The organism is Actinoallomurus purpureus (genome assembly GCF_024055795.1).
GTDB classification, from domain to species: Bacteria; Actinomycetota; Actinomycetes; order Streptosporangiales; family Streptosporangiaceae; genus Actinoallomurus; species Actinoallomurus purpureus.
The window spans coordinates 1-16,381 of sequence record NZ_JAMXMY010000014.1; the positions used below are offsets into that span (position 1 = coordinate 1).

The 16,381-nt window shown below is 70.1% G+C and carries 17 protein-coding genes and 1 rRNA gene; 8 read left to right on the forward strand and 10 right to left on the reverse strand.

From position 1 onward, the window contains the following. A 5S ribosomal RNA gene (rrf, locus tag NE236_RS45500) occupies nucleotides 1–72 on the forward strand; the annotation flags it as partial. 249 nt (nucleotides 73–321) lie between these two features. On the opposite strand, the gene NE236_RS24650 is transcribed toward rrf, so the two are convergent. Further along, nucleotides 322–1,278 (reverse strand): LysR family transcriptional regulator, encoded by a 957-nt coding sequence (locus NE236_RS24650; RefSeq protein WP_252844487.1) that lies wholly within the window; start codon nucleotides 1,276–1,278, stop codon nucleotides 322–324. Nucleotides 1,279–1,391: 113 nt separating this feature from the next. Between NE236_RS24650 and NE236_RS24655 the strand changes: the two genes are divergently transcribed. Next, nucleotides 1,392–2,312, forward strand: coding sequence for a zinc-binding dehydrogenase (locus NE236_RS24655; RefSeq protein ID WP_252844488.1), 921 nt, complete (start codon nucleotides 1,392–1,394; stop codon nucleotides 2,310–2,312). Between the two features lie 12 nt (nucleotides 2,313–2,324). Further along, on the forward strand, nucleotides 2,325–2,762 hold the full coding sequence (locus tag NE236_RS24660) for a nuclear transport factor 2 family protein (protein WP_252844489.1): 438 nt from the start codon (nucleotides 2,325–2,327) through the stop codon (nucleotides 2,760–2,762). 75 nt (nucleotides 2,763–2,837) lie between these two features. Here NE236_RS24660 and NE236_RS24665 read toward each other — a convergent pair whose 3' ends face one another. Genes NE236_RS24665 through NE236_RS24675 form a run of 3 tightly spaced genes read right to left on the reverse strand, consistent with a single transcriptional unit; the run spans nucleotide 2,838 to nucleotide 5,377 of the window. Continuing rightward, nucleotides 2,838–3,677 carry an alpha/beta fold hydrolase gene (locus NE236_RS24665; RefSeq protein ID WP_252844490.1) on the reverse strand — a complete coding sequence of 280 codons (840 nt, stop codon included), beginning with the start codon at nucleotides 3,675–3,677 and terminating at the stop codon, nucleotides 2,838–2,840. Nucleotides 3,678–3,731: 54 nt separating this feature from the next. Next, on the reverse strand, nucleotides 3,732–4,010 hold the full coding sequence (locus NE236_RS24670) for a hypothetical protein (protein ID WP_252844491.1): 279 nt from the start codon (nucleotides 4,008–4,010) through the stop codon (nucleotides 3,732–3,734). Between the two features lie 29 nt (nucleotides 4,011–4,039). Continuing rightward, a complete protein-coding gene (locus NE236_RS24675) occupies nucleotides 4,040–5,377 on the reverse strand; it encodes a serine hydrolase domain-containing protein (protein ID WP_252844492.1) in 1,338 nt (445 codons plus the stop codon). A gap of 332 nt (nucleotides 5,378–5,709) precedes the next feature. Between NE236_RS24675 and NE236_RS24680 the strand changes: the two genes are divergently transcribed. Further along, complete coding sequence (locus tag NE236_RS24680; protein ID WP_252844493.1) at nucleotides 5,710–6,414, forward strand: hypothetical protein; 705 nt, start codon at nucleotides 5,710–5,712, stop codon at nucleotides 6,412–6,414. 9 nt (nucleotides 6,415–6,423) lie between these two features. Here the strand turns inward: NE236_RS24680 and NE236_RS24685 are convergent, their stop codons facing one another. Then, entirely contained in the window at nucleotides 6,424–6,618 is a 195-nt protein-coding gene (locus NE236_RS24685; protein ID WP_252844494.1) for a hypothetical protein, read from the reverse strand. Between the two features lie 190 nt (nucleotides 6,619–6,808). Here NE236_RS24685 and NE236_RS24690 point away from each other — a divergent pair, with 190 nt between their 5' ends. Further along, entirely contained in the window at nucleotides 6,809–8,551 is a 1,743-nt protein-coding gene (locus NE236_RS24690) for a pyruvate dehydrogenase (RefSeq protein ID WP_252844495.1), read from the forward strand. A gap of 84 nt (nucleotides 8,552–8,635) precedes the next feature. Here the strand turns inward: NE236_RS24690 and NE236_RS24695 are convergent, their stop codons facing one another. Continuing rightward, complete coding sequence (locus NE236_RS24695; RefSeq protein WP_252844496.1) at nucleotides 8,636–9,649, reverse strand: helix-turn-helix domain-containing protein; 1,014 nt, start codon at nucleotides 9,647–9,649, stop codon at nucleotides 8,636–8,638. Nucleotides 9,650–10,022: 373 nt separating this feature from the next. On the opposite strand from NE236_RS24695, the gene NE236_RS24700 reads away from it, so the two are divergent. From NE236_RS24700 to NE236_RS24710, 3 genes are all read left to right on the forward strand, one after another. Further along, nucleotides 10,023–10,187, forward strand: a complete 165-nt coding sequence (locus NE236_RS24700) for a hypothetical protein (protein WP_252844497.1) — start codon at nucleotides 10,023–10,025, stop codon at nucleotides 10,185–10,187. A gap of 59 nt (nucleotides 10,188–10,246) precedes the next feature. Further along, entirely contained in the window at nucleotides 10,247–11,167 is a 921-nt protein-coding gene (locus tag NE236_RS24705; RefSeq protein WP_252844498.1) for a hypothetical protein, read from the forward strand. A 141-nt stretch (nucleotides 11,168–11,308) separates the two neighbouring features. Beyond that, on the forward strand, nucleotides 11,309–11,554 hold the full coding sequence (locus tag NE236_RS24710) for a helix-turn-helix domain-containing protein (protein WP_308209154.1): 246 nt from the start codon (nucleotides 11,309–11,311) through the stop codon (nucleotides 11,552–11,554). A 3-nt stretch (nucleotides 11,555–11,557) separates the two neighbouring features. On the opposite strand, the gene NE236_RS24715 is transcribed toward NE236_RS24710, so the two are convergent. Genes NE236_RS24715 through NE236_RS24730 form a run of 4 tightly spaced genes read right to left on the reverse strand, consistent with a single transcriptional unit; the run spans nucleotide 11,558 to nucleotide 16,175 of the window. After that, a complete protein-coding gene (locus tag NE236_RS24715; protein ID WP_252844499.1) occupies nucleotides 11,558–14,419 on the reverse strand; it encodes an ATP-binding protein in 2,862 nt (953 codons plus the stop codon). Nucleotides 14,420–14,422: 3 nt separating this feature from the next. Next, a complete protein-coding gene (locus NE236_RS24720; protein ID WP_252844500.1) occupies nucleotides 14,423–14,590 on the reverse strand; it encodes a PHP domain-containing protein in 168 nt (55 codons plus the stop codon). Continuing rightward, nucleotides 14,587–14,871 (reverse strand): hypothetical protein, encoded by a 285-nt coding sequence (locus NE236_RS24725; RefSeq protein WP_252844501.1) that lies wholly within the window; start codon nucleotides 14,869–14,871, stop codon nucleotides 14,587–14,589. The genes NE236_RS24720 and NE236_RS24725 overlap by 4 nt, the downstream gene beginning before the upstream one ends. 2 nt (nucleotides 14,872–14,873) lie before the next feature. After that, on the reverse strand, nucleotides 14,874–16,175 hold the full coding sequence (locus NE236_RS24730) for a hypothetical protein (protein WP_252844502.1): 1,302 nt from the start codon (nucleotides 16,173–16,175) through the stop codon (nucleotides 14,874–14,876). Nucleotides 16,176–16,381 lie beyond the last annotated feature (206 nt).

Sequence of the window (16,381 nt, forward strand, 5' to 3'; positions counted from 1 at the left end):
CCGGAAGTTAAGCCTTTCAGCGCCGATGGTACTGCACTGGAGACGGTGTGGGAGAGTAGGACGCCGCCGGACACATACATAGATCAGGAAAGCCCGCCAGGCATCAGCCGGCGGGCTTTCCTGCGTTTCGGGAAATTCTCGGACTCTCAGTGTTGATCTCTATAGTCTCGATCGTTCTGCCTGATCAACACGGCCGATCGGAGACATCATGTCGGTGCGACGGCTCGGTGCGCCCGCGGATCTGGAGACGGCACGTCCCCTCCCTGCGCGTTCAATCGGATTCCTCGTGGGCCGCTCCCGCCCCTAGACGGATCTTCGGCGTCACCTCACGCGGAGCGCGAGTTTCGCGTGGTCAGCCTCGGGGAGCCAGTCGCGCTGTGGTGTGTAGTCCAGCCAGCGCCGGGTGCGGCCGGTTTCGGCGAAGCCGCGCAGCAGGGTGTCGAGCAGCGGGTGGCGGTAGGACTCGCGCCAGGCCAGCGACCAGGCGTACAGCGGGGTCGGCTCGACGAGGGGGATGGAGCGCAGGCCCGCGTGGTCGGGCAGCGGCGCGTCGGCGGGGAAGAGTGTGAAGCAGGCCGTGTCGGTGCGGATGTGGTGAACGAGGTGGTCCAGGCCCAGGTTGGGGCCGTCCTGCCGCCGCGTGATGTGGAACTCGTCGGCGAAGCGGCGGAGGAAGTCCAGGCGGGTGAGTTCGGCCGGGCACCACAGGGTGCTGTCACGTAGGTCGGCCGGGCGCAGTTCGTCGGCGCCGGCCAGCGGGTGGGACGTACTGACCACCGCGTCGACGGGTTCCAGCCGCACCAGCCGCTGAGTGAGGCCCGCGTCGAGGCCGCCCGGCAGCGCGTGCACCCGGCCGAACCCCAGGTCGGTGTCGCCGCGCAGCAGCGCCGCCGCGACCGACGGCCAGTCACGTCCCGGGCCCGGTTCCAGTCGGACCATGCCGAGCGCCTGCACCGCTTGGGCGACGGTGCGCATCGGCGCGTACAGGTGGCCCCACGTGTCGATTCGTACGACCGGCCCGGCGCCCGTCACCGCCGCGACCGCGCGGTCGCCCGCCGCCAGCGCCTCGTGCGCGGCCGGCAGGAACCGCTCGCCCGCCTCGGTCAGCCGGATGCCGCTCGCGCGTTCGAACAGCCGGACCGCCAGCATCGTCTCCAGGCGCGCGATGCGCTTGGACAGTGCCTGCTGGCTGGTGTTCAGCCGCTCTGCGGCGCGCCCGAAGTGCAGCGTCTCGGCGGTCACGGCGAACGCTCGGACCAGGGTCAGGTCAAGATCCACGCCTGTGACCATAGGCGACAACCGTACGTTGTCGGCCAAGCGGTCGCGTTGTTGGCCCGGCCACCGCCTCACCCGGTGAAGTGGTCGCAGACGCCACCAAGGAGGCAACAACGATGAGGGCGCTCATCCCAACCGGGAACCCGGCCGAACCGGTCGTGCTCGCCGACGTCCCCGAGCCGACGCCATGCTCGAACGAGGTGCTGGTGAAGGTCGAGGCGTTCTCGATCAACCGGGGCGAGACGTTCAAGCTGGAGAATCCCGCACCCGGCGACCGGCCCGGCAAGGACATCGCGGGCCTGGTGGTGCAGCCGGCCGCCGATGGCAGCGGGCCGGCCGGCATCACGCGGGTCGTCGGCCACCCCATGGCGGGCGGCTGGGCGGAGTACGTCGCGGTGCCGGCCGACGCGCTCGCGGAGCTGCCGGACACCGTCTCCGGGGCGCAGGGCGCGGCGCTGCCGCTGGCCGGGCTCACCGCGCTGCGACTGCTGCGCACCGCCGGAACCCTGCTGGGGCGGCGCGTGCTCCTGACCGGCGCGTCGGGAGGTGTGGGGCACTATGTGACCGAGCTCGCCGCCGCCGCCGGGGCCGAGATCACCGCCGTGACCCGGAACACCGAGCGCGGGGCGCGGCTCACCGAACTCGGTGCGACCGAGATCGTCCATGACGTGGCCGACGCGCGCGGGCCGTACGACATCGTGCTGGAGTCGACCGGCGGTCAGGCCCTGCCCCTCGCCCTGGCGCGGCTGGCCGGGCGCGGCACGCTCATCTGGTTCGGGCAGGCCAGCCGGACTCCGGCGACGCTCGACTTCTTCGACTTCTTCGCCGGGCCGGAGTCGGCCGTCATCCGCCACTTCCACTACCTCGACGCCGACACCCGCCTCGGCGACGACCTCGCGGCGCTCGTACGGCTGACCGCCCACGGCCGCCTGCACCCCGAGATCGGCCGCGTCGCCGACTGGGCCGACACCGCGACCACCCTCACCGACCTGCGCGACCGCCGTATCCGCGGCAAGGCCGTCCTCACCCTCTCCTGAAGGAGTACGACCATGACCACCACCACCGACCCGCGGGCCGTCGTCATCCGCTACATCGAGGCCGTCCGCGACGGCGACGCCGAGGTGATCTACGACAACTTCGCCGAGGACGCGACCTGGCACTACCCGGGCGACCTGCCCATCTCGAAGGTGTGGCAGGGCCGCGACGCGATCGTCAACGACTTCCTGGGCGGCATGGGCCCGATTCTCGTCCCCGGAACGCTGGAGATCGAGCTGGTCGGCACGATCGCCGAGGGCGTCCGCGTGGTCGCCGAGTGGACCTCCAAGGCCAAGACCGTCCACGGCGGCACCTACGACAACCGCTGCATCGGCATCTACACCGTCCGCGACGGCCGCATCGCCTCCGTCATCGAGTACGCCGACACCCGCCACGTGGCCGCGGCGCTCTTCCCAGACCACGACACCCCCCGGCTCACCGGTACCGAATGAGCCGTACGCCGGCCGAACGAACAGGTCACCACCCGGGTCGAGCGTCGCCGGACACCTCCCCGGGTGGTCACGGCCCTAGGCACCGGCGTGCTCCTTGAGGAAGGGGATGATCTGCGCGGCGGTCAGGTTCGCGGACTGCGCGTGCGGGTAGTGGCCCGCGCCCTCGATCAGGCCGAGGGTGCCGATCCCGGCGGGCATCATCGACACGATCGCCTCGCCCTCGGCCCGCGGGTCGGGGAAGTCGCACTCCGCGGCGCCCATGAGGATCAGCGCCGGGACGTGGACATTCGGGAGCTGCGCCTGCGCGTCGGCGGGGGTGGACTTGGTGGTCTTCATGAACTCGGCGAATCGTCCGGGCTCCGACAGCTTGGCCGCGAGCTGAGCCATGTAGGCGTCGTAGTCGGCGGGCTTGGTGGGGTAGGCGACGTTGAGGTAGCTCATCCACAGCTTCAAGCTCTTGAACATTCCGGCGCTCATCAGCCGGAGCCCGCCCCGGCGGTAGAGCGAGTTGGTGAACAGGGCGCCGATGTCGGTCTTCGGGACCCTGGTGAAGGGGTTGATCTCGACGATCGCGGTGACCAGCTCGGGAGCGGTCGCCGCGGCGATGGTGGCGGCGCCGCCGCCGAGCGAGTGGCCGACGATGACGGCTGGTCCGCCCAGGTGGCGGATCAGCGCGAGCAGGTCGCCTGCCACGTCGGTCCGGCTGATGGCGTCGCTGCCCCAATCCATGCTCGACTCGCCGTGCCCGCGCATGTCGGCGGTGACCACTCGGTAGCCGGCCGCGGCGAGCTGGGGAGCGAGGTGGCGGAAGGCCTGGCGCATGTCGCCCATCCCGTGCTGCATGACCACCAGCGGGCCTTCACCGATCACGTCGTAGGCGATCCGGCCGCCGTCGACATCCACGAACTCGGTCATCTCTATCCTCCAAAGAGGTGTTGGTTAATCTCGATAGCGATCGAGGTAATCCGATTAGCCAATCTGGTCAAGAGGGCGTCCTGCTCCCGAACGTGACGCGAAGGCTTCCTTGACGGTGGTGGCCAGGTTCTGTTCGGCGGCGCAGGTTGCTTCGAGTTGGCCGAGCAGTGCGGTGAGCTGGCGGCCCATGGCCTGTTCGACCAGGTCGGGCAGGCGCATGTGTTCGGCGCGGAAGATTATCAACGTCGACATCGAGGCCGAGCTCGCCAAACTCACCGAAGGATGACGGCCGCTGCGCCCCACCACCGTCAATGAGTCGGGCACCACGTCCATGCTCCAGCCCTGACCGGGTGCGCGATGGTTTAGACCCGGTTGAACAGCCGTCCGGCCAGGTCCGCCCCGATGATGGCGCCGTCGGCGTCGCGGGTGAGGAAACCGCGCTGCCCGATCAGGCCGCCGCCGGTGACGATGTACTCGTCGCCGGTTCCTGGCAGCAGGCCGAGCCCGGCCGGCGGGATGTCGGGCGGCAGTTCGGCCTCGGACGCCGCGCGGATCTCCGGCTTGATCCGGCATTCCACCGTCAGCGTCTCACCGTCGGTGTCGATGATCAGTGTCATGAATTCGTTCTCGTAGTGTCCGGCGATCTCCCTGGCGCGCTGCGGGTCGTAGGGGATCGGCTCGGGGTCCCGCTCGACCACGCCGAGGTAGGTCTCCAACGCCCAGCGGACCACGGCCTGATTGAACGCCAGACCGTTGTCAGGACCGGCGTTGGACATCGCCACGACGGCGAAGTCTCGTTCGGGAACCAGCAGAAGGTCGGCGAACTGGCCGTTGGACGATCCGCCATGCCCGACGGTGTGTGCGCCGTCCACGTCGCGCAGGAACCAGCCGATGCCGATGGCGTCACCGAGCGTGGAGCCGTGCAGCTCCACCGTCGGCCCCTGCATCCGCCGCGCCGGCTCGCCGCCGCCGAGATGGAACCGGGCCCAGCGGAGCTGATCGGACACCGAGGACACCAGGCCGCCGCCCGGGTGGTTGCCGCGCGTGTCCTTCCACTTCCTCACGGCCTTGAGCGTCCCCTCGCTGAGGTTGTGGCCCACGGCGAACCTGCGGGTGATGGCCTGCCCGGCGGTGAAGACGCTGTCGGCCAGGCCCAGGGGCTCGAAGAGCAGTGACGCGACGGCGGCCTCGTAGGTCTGGCCGGTGACGTTCTCGATGACCCGGCCGAGCAGGTTGTAGCCGAGCTGACTGTAGGAAGCGCGCCCGCCGACCGGACCGACCAGCGCCACCTCGGCCATCTTCGCCACCTCGCCGGCCAGCGCGTCGTCTCCGTCTCCGCTGTCGAAGACCATCCGGGTGTCCAGCCCGGCGGTGTGGTTGAGCAGGTTCAAGATGGTGATCTGAGCGGCCGCGTCCTCGTCCGGGAGCCGCAGTTCAGGAACGTACCGGCGTACCGGCGCGTCCAGCTCGACCCGCCCCATCTCGACCAGGCGCATGATCGCGGTCGCGGTGTAGGTCTTGGTGACCGAGCCCAGCACGAACAGCGTGTCCTGGTCGACGGGCAGCGGGTTGTCGACGCTCGTCACGCCGTGACAGGCGAAGATCTCCCGGCCGTCCACCCACACCCCGACCGCGACACCCGGGATGTCGAACTCCTTGGCCTTCGCCTCGACGAACTCCGCCAGTGCCTCGCGTGACATCCCGTTTCCCTTTCCATTCCGTCTTCGCGCACGACACCGAGGTATCCAACGACCCGCAGCGACCTGCACTTTGTTCAAGTGAACGCTAGCGACAACTTGAACACAGTGCAAGTGATTCTTGAACGTTGTGCAAGTCGATGGCCATCGTGAGGCCGATGGCCCGTGACGCGCTGACCCGCGAACAGATCGTCACCGCCGCCATCGCCCTACAGGGCGCCTCTTGAACAACGTGCAAGTCTCTGACTGTGGATGCGGATGTGGTCCCAGGTGCGGGGCGCGCTGGCGCTCGACTACCCTGCGTGTATTGATCTTCTGGAGCGGCGGGTGGAGCGGTGCGAAGACGGGCGACGATGGCGGCGGCTCTCGGTGGGACGCTGGTGGCCGCGCTCACGGCCTGCGGCCCGGCCGCCAAGAGTCACTCCGGGCACGAGAACGGGCGTGACGCCACGCACGGCCCTTCCCAGGCCGCCGCGACCTCCACACCGGCGGCACCTGGCGGTACGGGGGCGGCCGTTCTCGGCACCTTGGACCAGGTGAAACAGGTCCTTCCCGACCCGCGCGCCATGGGGCCGTGGGATCCGATCGACCGCGCCGCCACCACCGCGGACGGCCGTCTCGGCTGCCCGAGCCCGCAGCAGTGCGCGGGCAGGTTCTTCGGCATGGTCAAGTACCGCCTGCAGGGCGACACGGCCCTGACGGTGACCTTCGACCTCGTCACCTTCACCAAGGCCCTGGACGCCACCGGATACCTGAGGACGTTCTCGAAGTACCGCTCATTTCCCTTGGACAAGAAGATGGGCGATCAGAGCTACGCCTACCAGCGCTACGCCGGTGGTCTGTACGGCAACTACATCGCCGTGCGGGTCGGCACGGTCGTCGCCACGACGGTCGTGGAACGACTAGGCCACGGCGTCGGCCCGATCAACGGCCCCAGTGACGTCACCCTGCTTCAGACGGCCGACATGTTCAGCAAACGTGTCCGGCAAGGCATGGAGGGCAAGAAGGTCGACGCCTCCATGCGGGAGTACACCGAATAGGACCGGGCCCTACGGCGTTTCCGCCGCATCGGCCGGGTCGGTGAGCAGGTCGCCCTTCTCGGCCAGGGCCATCGCGGCCATGGCCTGTCGCAGGTCGTAGCAGCCGGGGCGCCAAGAAAGCACCCAGCGGCCGCTCGGTATGGCCATGGCGGTCTGCGGACAGCGGTCGCTGCGGATCCATTTGTCGCCGATCTGCAGCGTCACCCCTCCAGGCTACGCCCGCAAGCGGCCACCGGCCGTGGCGGAAGCCGGCGGTGATCGTCCAGCCGAGGCCGCAGTGGAGGGGCCGCTGAGGGCGGGAGCGGGGATTGGGTACGCCTGGAGTGAGTGGCCCGGGTGAGGCACCAGATCGGCTGCTTCCGGGGCGGGGCGCCGCTCGACGGGGGTTGAGGAGATGGCACGGCAAACGATCGCGGAGCAATTCGTCGATCTTCTCGTGCAGGCGGGTGTCAGGCGCCTGTACGGCGTCGTCGGGGACAGTCTGAATCCCGTCACCGACGCCGTACGCCGGAATCCGTCGATCGAGTGGGTGCAGGTGCGGCACGAGGAGACCGGTGCGTTCGCGGCGGGCGCGGAGGCGCAGTTGTCCGGGCGTCTGGCCGCGTGCGCCGGTAGTTGCGGTCCGGGCCACGTGCACCTGATCAACGGGTTGTTCGACGCACACCGGAGCATGGCGCCGGTGCTGGCGCTGGCCGCGCACATCCCCAGCGCCGAGATCGGTACCGCCTATTTCCAGGAGACCCACCCGGACCGGCTGTTCGCCGAGTGCAGCCACTATTCGGAGCTGATCTCGCATCCGGCGCAGATGCCGCGGATCCTTCGGACCGCCATCCAGCACGCCGTCGGTCGTTCCGGGGTCGCGGTGGTGAGCATGTCGGGTGACATCGCGGGCCATGAGGCACCGCACCGGGGCGATGCCGTGGCGATGGTCACCCGGCGGCCGGCCGTACGCCCGGGGGAGGCCGAGATCGCTGAGCTGGCGCGGCTCATCGACGAGGCCGAGGCGATCACGCTGTTCTGCGGGAGCGGGACCGCCGGGGCTCATGACGAGGTCATCGCGTTCGCCGAGCGCGTCAAGGCGCCGGTCGGGCACGCGCTGCGCGGCAAGGAGTGGATCCAGTACGACAACCCGTTCGACGTCGGCATGTCGGGGCTGCTGGGCTACGGCGCCGCCTATGAGGCGATGCACGAGGCCGATCTGCTCATCCTGCTGGGCACCGACTTCCCGTACACGGCGTTCCTGCCCGACGACGTGCGCATCGTCCAGGTCGACATCCGGGCCGAGCACCTGGGTCGCCGTTCCCGTCTCGACCTGGCGGTCTGGGGCGACGTCCGCGAGACGCTGCGCGCGCTCATGCCCCGGGTGCGGACCAAGACCGACCGCCGGTTCCTGGACCGGATGCTGAAGAAGCACGCCGACGCCCTCGAAGGGGTGGTCTCCGCCTACACCCGCGACGTCGAACACCACCGGCCGATCCATCCCGAATACGTCGCCGCGATCCTGGACGAGGAGGCCGCCGACGACGCGGTCTTCACGGTCGACACCGGGATGTGCAACGTCTGGGCCGCCCGCTACCTGTCCCCGAACGGCCGGCGCCGGGTGATCGGGTCCTTCAACCACGGGTCGATGGCGAACGCCATGCCGCAGGCCATCGGCGCCCAGATGCTCGACCGTACCCGGCAGGTGGTCTCCCTCTCCGGCGACGGCGGCTTCTCGATGCTGATGGGCGACTTCCTGACGCTGACCGGCTACGACCTGCCGGTCACGGTGGTCCTGTTCGACAACTCCTCGCTCGGCATGGTCGACCTGGAGATGCTGGTCGGGGGCTTCCCGCCGTACGCGACCGCGTACCCGCACGTCGACTACGCCGCGATCGCGCGGGCCGCCGGGGCCCATGCCGTCCGGGTCGAGGATCCTCAGGACGTACGCGACGCGCTGCGCGAGGCCCTGGCCCACGACGGCCCGTCGCTCGTGGACCTCGTTACCGATCCGAACGCACTGTCCATTCCGCCGCGCATCACCGGCCGGCAGCTGGCCGGCTTCGCCACGACCACGAGCAAGCTGGTGCTGAACGGCGGCGTCGGCCGCATGGTGCAGCTCGCCCGCTCGAACCTGCGCAACATCCCCCGCCCGTGACGACCGACAAGCTGGTCTTGGCCGCGGGGCAGGAGTCACGCGGGCAGGCGCAGTCGTACGGGGGCGCGACGAACGGGAACGAACTCACGGGCCGTGCCGGTAGTAGTCGACGGCGATCTTGGCGGCGTAGTTGCCGTCGTCGGTGTCGATGACCTTGATCACGGCGGTCTCGCCGGTGTTCCGGGCGCGGAGGCAGAACACGCTTCCGGGAGGAGCCTGGCGGAAGCGCACGATGTGGACGGGGGCGCGGGTGATCTGCGCGGCGCACTGGTCGGGCGTCAACGAGCCCCCCGGGGAGACGTAGGCGTCGGCGCCGTCCGGGAGTTCGAAGGCGCCGTGCCCGTCGCCGCCGCTGTTGGTGCTCATCGAGAAGGGGCCGTCCCCCTCGGCCACCGTGCCGGTCTTCAGGTCGAAGTAGTAGTTGTAGTTCGGCAGGTCCAGGCGCCGATAGCGGTAGACGGCGACGTACGCGGATGGTGTCGCGGACACCGATGGCTTCGCGGTCGTACGGGCGTGGGCCCGGCCGTCGGAGCGGGACGGATACAGCAGCACCGCGACCAGGACCGCCCCGGCCGCTGCCGCCGCGATCATCGCGACGACGCCGGCTCTGCGCCCGAGGCGGGTGCGGCGAGTGGCCGCCGGGGCGAGCAGGGCGGGAGGCTCGTCGACGCTGTGCCCGGCCCGGGTGGGTGATGCTTCCGGCCGCGTCACCGGGCCGGGGCTCCCGGTTCGACCCTGCGGGGCGTCGGTCTCGGTGATGAGCTCCGGATGGTCGATCCGGAGCGCGGTGTGCAACCGGGTCCAGCGCTCCCGCCACTCGTCGGCGTCGCCGCCGCACGCCTCGACGAACGCCAGGGTGACGTCCAGCGTCGGCAGCCGGCGCCCGGCGGCGGCGACCGACAGCACGGAGGGCGAGTAGTGCGCCTTGTCGGCGAGCTCCCGGTAGGTCGGTGCTCCTGGCGCGTTCGTCCGCAGCAGGCGGAGGGCGAGGGCGAACTCCTTGAGCGGCCCCTCCGGAACCGGCGCCTCTCGTCGGCCCATCGCCACCTCGATCGCGGAGTCACGAGCCGCCTCCCGATCGGCAGGCGGCTGACTCACCGTAATGATCCTTGACGAGGCGGGTCAACGGTCCGTAGTGGCCGACTCCGGCGAGGGCGCGCCGGTGATCGTCGCACGGCATGGCCGTACGCGGGGCCGGCCCGCCGCCTCGTCACCCAAGGCATTACTGACCTGCGGAAACATCGCGCCGAACAATCCATCAACCCAACAATCGAAAGATCAACGCGGAACCCTGTTCCCGGCCGTCTCCTCGCGTCGAACCTGTGGGTGTCGGACCCCCGGGGGAGCGGAATCCCCGCTCCCGGAGAGGAGAACCCCATGGCCGTTCGACGCCCGCGCACCGTGCCGGACGCCGGGCCCGCGCCCCGCCGCCGGTCGCTGCCGCGGTACGTACCCGAGCGGAGGCCCTGACGTGGATCGCACCACGGAGGAACCCGCGAGGGCCGCGTTCCTCCGGCTCCTGGTCGCGGTGATCGCCTCCGCGATCGTCACCACCACGGTCATCGCCACCGCCGCCGTCTGGATGCCACCGGCCTCTGCGGGTCACGCACGGACCACCGGCCCGGCACGGCCTTAGCCCCCTCCACTGCGAGAAGGCCGGCATCGAACCGGCCCAGTCCCGAACGAGGAGTTCCCATGTCCGAACAGTCACGCCCGTCCCTCTGGAGAAACGCGTCCCTGGCCGTACTGACGGCCGCGCTGGGGCTCGCCGGCGGGGTCGCGATCGTCTCCGGCCCGGCCCACGCCGACACCGGAGTGACCGGCACCATCAACACCGGTGCCGTACCGAACTACGTCTCCACCAAGACGATCTACGAGGGTCCCAGCAAGGCATACCACTCGGCGGGAACCGCGCTCGCCGGCAAGTCGTACGCGGTGCTGTGCACGACCGCCTCCGGTGCGAGAAAACCGGGCGTTGCGGGCCCGGTGGCATCCTCGGACGCCTCCGGGGCGTGGGACCGGATCGCCGACCCGGCCAGCCCGGACAGGCCGATCGGCTACCTTGCCGACTCCGACCTCGTCCTGACCAGCGGCGGGACCAAGACCGACTGGACCATCCTCCCCGCCTGCCCCGCCCCGCCCCCGCTCCCGGAGGGCGACCCCCAGCATCCTGTCGTGAGCGCACCGAGTCCCGGGTGGAATGTCCCGCGGTACAAATGTGGTGGGGGGGTCCTCGAACCAGGGTTGAACACCATCGCGTTCACCTCCGAGCAGACCATCGACATCGAGTTCTCCACCGCGAGCGTCGGCATCACGGGGATCGACGTGACGGACAACCAGACCGGATACGAGAACTCGGGGAACGCGCTCCCGGCGATTCTCAACACCAAGAACGGGCCGACGTCCTGGCACTTCACGGAGACGGCGAAGGGAACCGGGGTGACGACGCACACCTTCGGCGTGACCGTCGGCGGTGCCGTCGGCGGCCAGAACACGTCGGTCGAGGGCGGTGGTCCCGTCGGCGGTGCGGGGGCGTCGCAGGAGAAGGGCGGCACCGACGGCGACACGGTGGAGGGCGACGTCGCCTGGGTCGCCCGTTCCATCGCCTGCGGATGACCTCGCCGGCGGCCTGAATCCCGCCCGGTCACTCGCGGCCTCGGCGCCCTCATCCACCAGGGTGCCGAGGCTCGCGGCGTGATCATCTGGTAACGCACAGAACTCGTCATACCGCTGCATAGCGCGGTCTATGCTCGACGCATGACCGATGGTGCCACGCGAATACCGCCCGAGCGGGAGCCGGACGAGTCGACCGTCGCCCACCTCCGGCTGCTGACCACCGGCGAGGTGGCGCGTCTGTTCCGGGTGACGCGTTCGACGGTGACGTCGTGGGCGTACCGCGGCCTGCTTCCGTACACCACCACCCCGACGGGCCACCTGCGGTTCTACCGGGAGTCGGTCGAGCGGCGGCTGGCCGAGCGGCGTGGCCCGGACGACCGCCGCTGACGGTCATCCGGTGGCCGGTGTGTAGAAGCGGACGAGCCCGCCGATGTTCGACAGGTCGATCACGGCCTCGGTGAGGAGCTCCGCCCAGTCGTCGTCGGCGCGGCGGGCCCCGACCGCCGTCTCGATCGCCGAGGGGGTGCCGGCACCCCACAGGGTGGCGTCCCGGGCGGCCTGGTCGCGCTGGTCGCGGTCCCACCAGCGCGTCACGTGCTCCAACTGCTCGGCGACGCCGTCTCCGGGGACCGGCCGGCCGTAGACCCGTTCCCAGCTGTCGCCGTCGCGATGCCGGTCGGCGTCTGGGCTGCGGCGGTGGGCGGTCTGGAGCTCTTCCAGGACGAGACACCAGCGGTACGGGGCGGTGAACCATCGTGGTTCTTCGCCGGTGCAGACGCTTCCGCCGTCCAGCCGGCCGCGGAGCACGGTGATGAGGTGGTCCGCGAGCCCGCCGGGGTCGCTCCGACCGGCGATGACGGAGGCCCGCGCGGCGACCGCCGCGTCGACGGCGTGGGACAGGGCGCAGTCCCGCAGGCGGTCCGGGAGCGCCCGAAGCGAATCCACGAGCGTGGGGGAGGGGACGGGCGAGCCCCAGCCGGTCAGGTGCGCGGCCACGGTGAGCTCGGCCCACAACACGATGGACGGGTGATCGGCCAGGACGCGCTGGGCGGTGCGCATGTCCCGCAGCGTGCACGGGGACGTACGGCAGTCGGCGCCGCAGGTGCCGCTGCGCGATGTCACCAGGGCCTTCGGCGAGGCGAGGACGGCCGGCCGGGTGCTCTCGATGGCGGTCCCGTCGGGCATGCGGACCAGGTGCGGATAGTCCATGCCGTCGCTGAACACCGCGCCCTCACCCGGGCGCAGGGTCACGAGGAACTGCGACTGGGCCTCGGTGATGTTCATGGTCGCGCCGACGGCATCGCGGTCGTCCTTGGCCGGCAGCCGGTGCACGATCTTGACGGCGGTGTTCTTGATGACGTCGGGCACGAGCTTGGAGGGGATCTGCTCGGCCACGATCAGGCCCTCGCCGTACGCGCGGATCTCGGCGAGCAGCCCGGCGAACATCTCCACCGCGTGCGCGGCCGGCCCGGACTCCTCGCTGCGCCGCAGCAGCCGGTGCGCCTCCTCGAACACACTCAGATGCGCCAGGCCGGTCGCGACCCCGCCGCCCGCGCGCTGCCGCATCCGCAGGTACTCCACCAGGCGGACCAGCACCGTCCCCATGAGGAACGCCTTGTCGCGGTCGTCCCCGACGTCCTCGATCTCGAAGACGACGTTGCGCGAGAGCAGGCGTTCGAAGTCGATCGGGTGGCCGCCTTCGAAGAACCGGCCGGTCGTGCCCAACCGGAGGCTGGACAGCCGGACCCGGATGAACCCGCGGACGTTGTCGGTGATCTCCTTGCCGTACCCGATCTCGGTGACGACGTCCTCGGCGGCGGCCTGCAGGTCGGCCAGGGTCGGGTAGCGCGGCATGGTCCCGGGCGTACGGGGTTCGCCGAGCGCCAGGTCCCAGCCGAGCTGCTCATAACAGCGCGTCAACGCCGCCGACAGCACCTGAGGGAACGGCTCGTCGGACTCGAACGCGGCCAGGAACAGCGCCCGTACGAGGTCGGCGTGGGTCTGCAGGGGGAACGCCCGCCCGTTCGCATCCTTCGCGGGCTCCAGCGGGTTGATCCCGGCGGCGATGGCGTCCACATCGCCGGGCCGGATGGCGATCACCTCGGCGTCGGGCAGGCGGGCGGCCATGAGCCGGTATTCGGCCTTGGCCGGCTCGACCACCAGCCACGGCAGCCCGGCGGCGGTCGCGGAGGCCAGCAGCCCGCGTACGGTCTGGGACTTGCCCGCGCCCGTGGCGCCGCACACGAAGGTGTGCCGGTTCAGGCTCTCCAGCGGCACCGAGAGCATCCCCACATCGGCGCGGTTACGGTCCAGCACCCGGCCGAGCGGCACACCCCCCGACGCCGTCTCGGGGGTGACGTCGAACTCCGGGCGCACGACGAACCGAACGCCCGGCACCTCCCGCACCGGCGGCCGGGCCAGCGCTGAAACCAGCCGGGACCCGGCCTCGAACGGCCACGCCGACCCTCTCTCGGCGGTCGCGAACTCATCGCCGTCGGGCGCGGGCGCGAGGGCGTACGGCAGGCCGTCCAGGTCCGCCGACGCGCAGACCAGCGCCGCGACCCGGGTCGCCGCCTGCGGGCTCATGCCACCGGCCAGCAGACGTACGCGCCACAGCCCGCTGGTGCCGGCCTGACGCAGCTCCCGGTGGCGGCGCTCCAGCCGGGCCGCCTCCACGGCGTTCTCCGGCGAGCGCTCGGCCATCGACTGCGCCGTGTACGCGCGGTCGGCGATCTCATCCGCCAGCCGGCCGGTCTCGGCGGTGTTCACGGGTTCGGCCAGCAGCAGCCATGCGAACGGCTGGGTCCACACCGACAGGAGGCAGTCCTCCAGCGACGGCCGCACCACCTGCGCCGACGCGTCCGACTGATCGTCGGTGAGCAGCCCGTCGGTGATTCCGCCGATCCGCGCCCAGCTCGGCAGATCACCCATCACGTCGGCGACCGCGCCCGGCCGCAGCATCCGGCCGCGCCCGCCCACCGGCAGGTTCAACGCCGCGCCGCCGGTGCCGTCTTCGGTGATCAGGCTCTCGCCGCCGACGTACACCTCGACCGGCCCACCGGCGCTCGCCCGCCGCCAGCCGACCAGCACGGGCCCACCACCGTGGTAAGCCGACACCAGTGCCGCCAACCGCTGATCACGCCACTCATCCCGCCCACCGGACTCGGATTCGTCGGTGAGCCGCCGCCGGGGCACCTCGACCAGCCGACACGCCGTCAGCGTCCGCGCCAGATCCCACACCGATGCGCCCATCACTCATCCACCGGCCACGCTGATCGGTTCGGCCCCTGTCGCCTCGGCGATGAGTCGCTCGCAGACCTCAGGCGACTCCTCGTGTGCCTGCCGTACGACCTCGGCCGGCGAATCCGTGCCGTCGGACGCGTTGCTGTGACTGTGCAGATCAATCCGCATCAGCAGGGTCATTCATCGCCGGTAGACGATGATCCGCTGCTGCCCCATCTCTCACGGAAGCGTTCGATCAGGTCGTTGGCCTGGGGTCCGCTGATTTCGGTGAGTTCGGGAAGCCCCAGTTCTTCGCCTCGTTCGATCTGCTGGAAGACATCCGTGGGTCCCCAAGTGAGATCGCGGCGTATCGATTCGTCGGAGACCCCTTCGGCTGTGGGGCGGCGGCGCACCAGCCCGGACGGATTGTCGATCGTGCGGCCCTGGCCGATCACTGCGTAGTACTTCGTCTCGCCGCTCAACGTCAGCGCCCTTCATCTTCATATGGTGATATCTCGCCCGCCCCGTCAGGAATCGGGATCCCAGCCGAGACATCCTGCTGATATTTCCTGGCCGTGGCCTTCTCCGCCTCAGAGGCTTCCGGGTTTTCGATCGTTGCGTACGCGTGGTGCGTCTTTTGTTTGGCTTCCCAGCTCTCGAGCGTGTGGAACTGCACCTCGAACAGCTGCCCACTGCCCGGATCCTGCCACCGGCTGTTCACACCCTTGTACTGGCTGCCACCCCAACTCGGCTTGCGCTGGCGGAGCTCATATCCGCGTCGACGAAGCCTGGATTCGGCGTCGTACACACCAGGTGTGTATTTTTCTGTGGGGAACGTGAAGGTGTATCGGATGCCATCGTGGATTTCCGCCGCGAGCTCTTGTGCCGGTTTGTCCGGCTCCAGTGCGATCCGCTTGGCGAGTTTTTCCTTGAAGCGATCCGCGCCCTTAAGGGCGTACTTCTCAGTATCGGGGACAAGCTCACCGTACGCCAGTTCTTGCTCGATACGACGCATTTCCGGGGTCAGCCCGTGATCGCTGTACTCGCCGTTGACATCCCGTCCCTCGGTCGCACGGCGAGCATCGATCGCCTGATCGGCGATCGCGTTGTCCTGCGGTGTGAGGTGGAGGCCTTTCCATTCCCAGCCGCCGTCATCGGTGGTGACCGGTCGGTCGGCGGCAGTATCGGGTGTCGCCCTGTCGGTCTCTGACGACACCACTTGCTCGGCGCTACCGCCGGTCAGAATGCCCTCAGCGTCTTCCCTCGCCACGGAGCGTCCCGTCGGGGCGGAGATGCCATCGGACACCTCGGCGCCAGTGGCCCGGTCGCGGCCCTCTCGTTCCGGCCGAACGGCTGCAGGCGATGGAGCGGCCGGCTCATTTTCGGCGGGTTCCGTGACCTGGCGGCGGGCACGATCCGGCCGCAGAGGAGCATCCTCTACCTCCGCTGCCTCCTCTACTGAAGCGTCCGCCGCAGTGGGCGAGGCATCGGCGTCAGGAACCGCAGGGTCCCCAGAATCGCCAAGCGGCTCATCCTGCTCGGTCGCGGGCGCCTCGGCTCCATCATCACCGGCCAAATCCTCACTCACGCCGGACGGCTGCTCGGATGCGGAGGGGCTGTCAGAGCCAACGTCTGCGATCTCGTTGGCGGCGGCAGCACCCGCACGGCTGTCCGCGCGAGACGGGCCCTCATCTGAACCGGGATTGTCCGGTGGCGGCGGAGGCCGCCGGTCCGGCGCCGACGGCTTCTCGGCGATCTCCGGGTCATCCGCATGCTCAACGGCCACCGCTCAGCCCTTCTCCCGGCCCGGTCCGTCGGCAACCGGCCCTGCACCGATCCGGCGGCAGCGGAAGGAGATTGTCCGAATTGCGGATTTGACCATCGCTCTTGCCTCCCCGAGAACGTGCGCCTGTGATGCGGTTGCCGTGTGCGGCGGCCGTGGGTCAGGCTATTGAGGGCATTGCCCAATTGGAAGCAGCGGTTCAGAACGGA

Excerpts from the sequence above, each read along its gene's own strand:
- NE236_RS24655 (WP_252844488.1), top strand. The coding sequence starts at position 1,392 with ATGAGGGCGCTCATCCCAACCGGGAACCCGGCCGAACCGGTCGTGCTC.
- NE236_RS24660 (WP_252844489.1), top strand. The coding sequence starts at position 2,325 with ATGACCACCACCACCGACCCGCGGGCCGTCGTCATCCGCTACATCGAG.
- NE236_RS24665 (WP_252844490.1), bottom strand. The coding sequence starts at position 3,677 with ATGACCGAGTTCGTGGATGTCGACGGCGGCCGGATCGCCTACGACGTG.
- NE236_RS24670 (WP_252844491.1), bottom strand. The coding sequence starts at position 4,010 with ATGGACGTGGTGCCCGACTCATTGACGGTGGTGGGGCGCAGCGGCCGT.
- NE236_RS24675 (WP_252844492.1), bottom strand. The coding sequence starts at position 5,377 with ATGTCACGCGAGGCACTGGCGGAGTTCGTCGAGGCGAAGGCCAAGGAG.
- NE236_RS24690 (WP_252844495.1), top strand. The coding sequence starts at position 6,809 with ATGGCACGGCAAACGATCGCGGAGCAATTCGTCGATCTTCTCGTGCAG.
- NE236_RS24705 (WP_252844498.1), top strand. The coding sequence starts at position 10,247 with ATGTCCGAACAGTCACGCCCGTCCCTCTGGAGAAACGCGTCCCTGGCC.
- NE236_RS24710 (WP_308209154.1), top strand. The coding sequence starts at position 11,309 with ATGACCGATGGTGCCACGCGAATACCGCCCGAGCGGGAGCCGGACGAG.
- NE236_RS24715 (WP_252844499.1), bottom strand. The coding sequence starts at position 14,419 with ATGGGCGCATCGGTGTGGGATCTGGCGCGGACGCTGACGGCGTGTCGG.
- NE236_RS24720 (WP_252844500.1), bottom strand. The coding sequence starts at position 14,590 with ATGACCCTGCTGATGCGGATTGATCTGCACAGTCACAGCAACGCGTCC.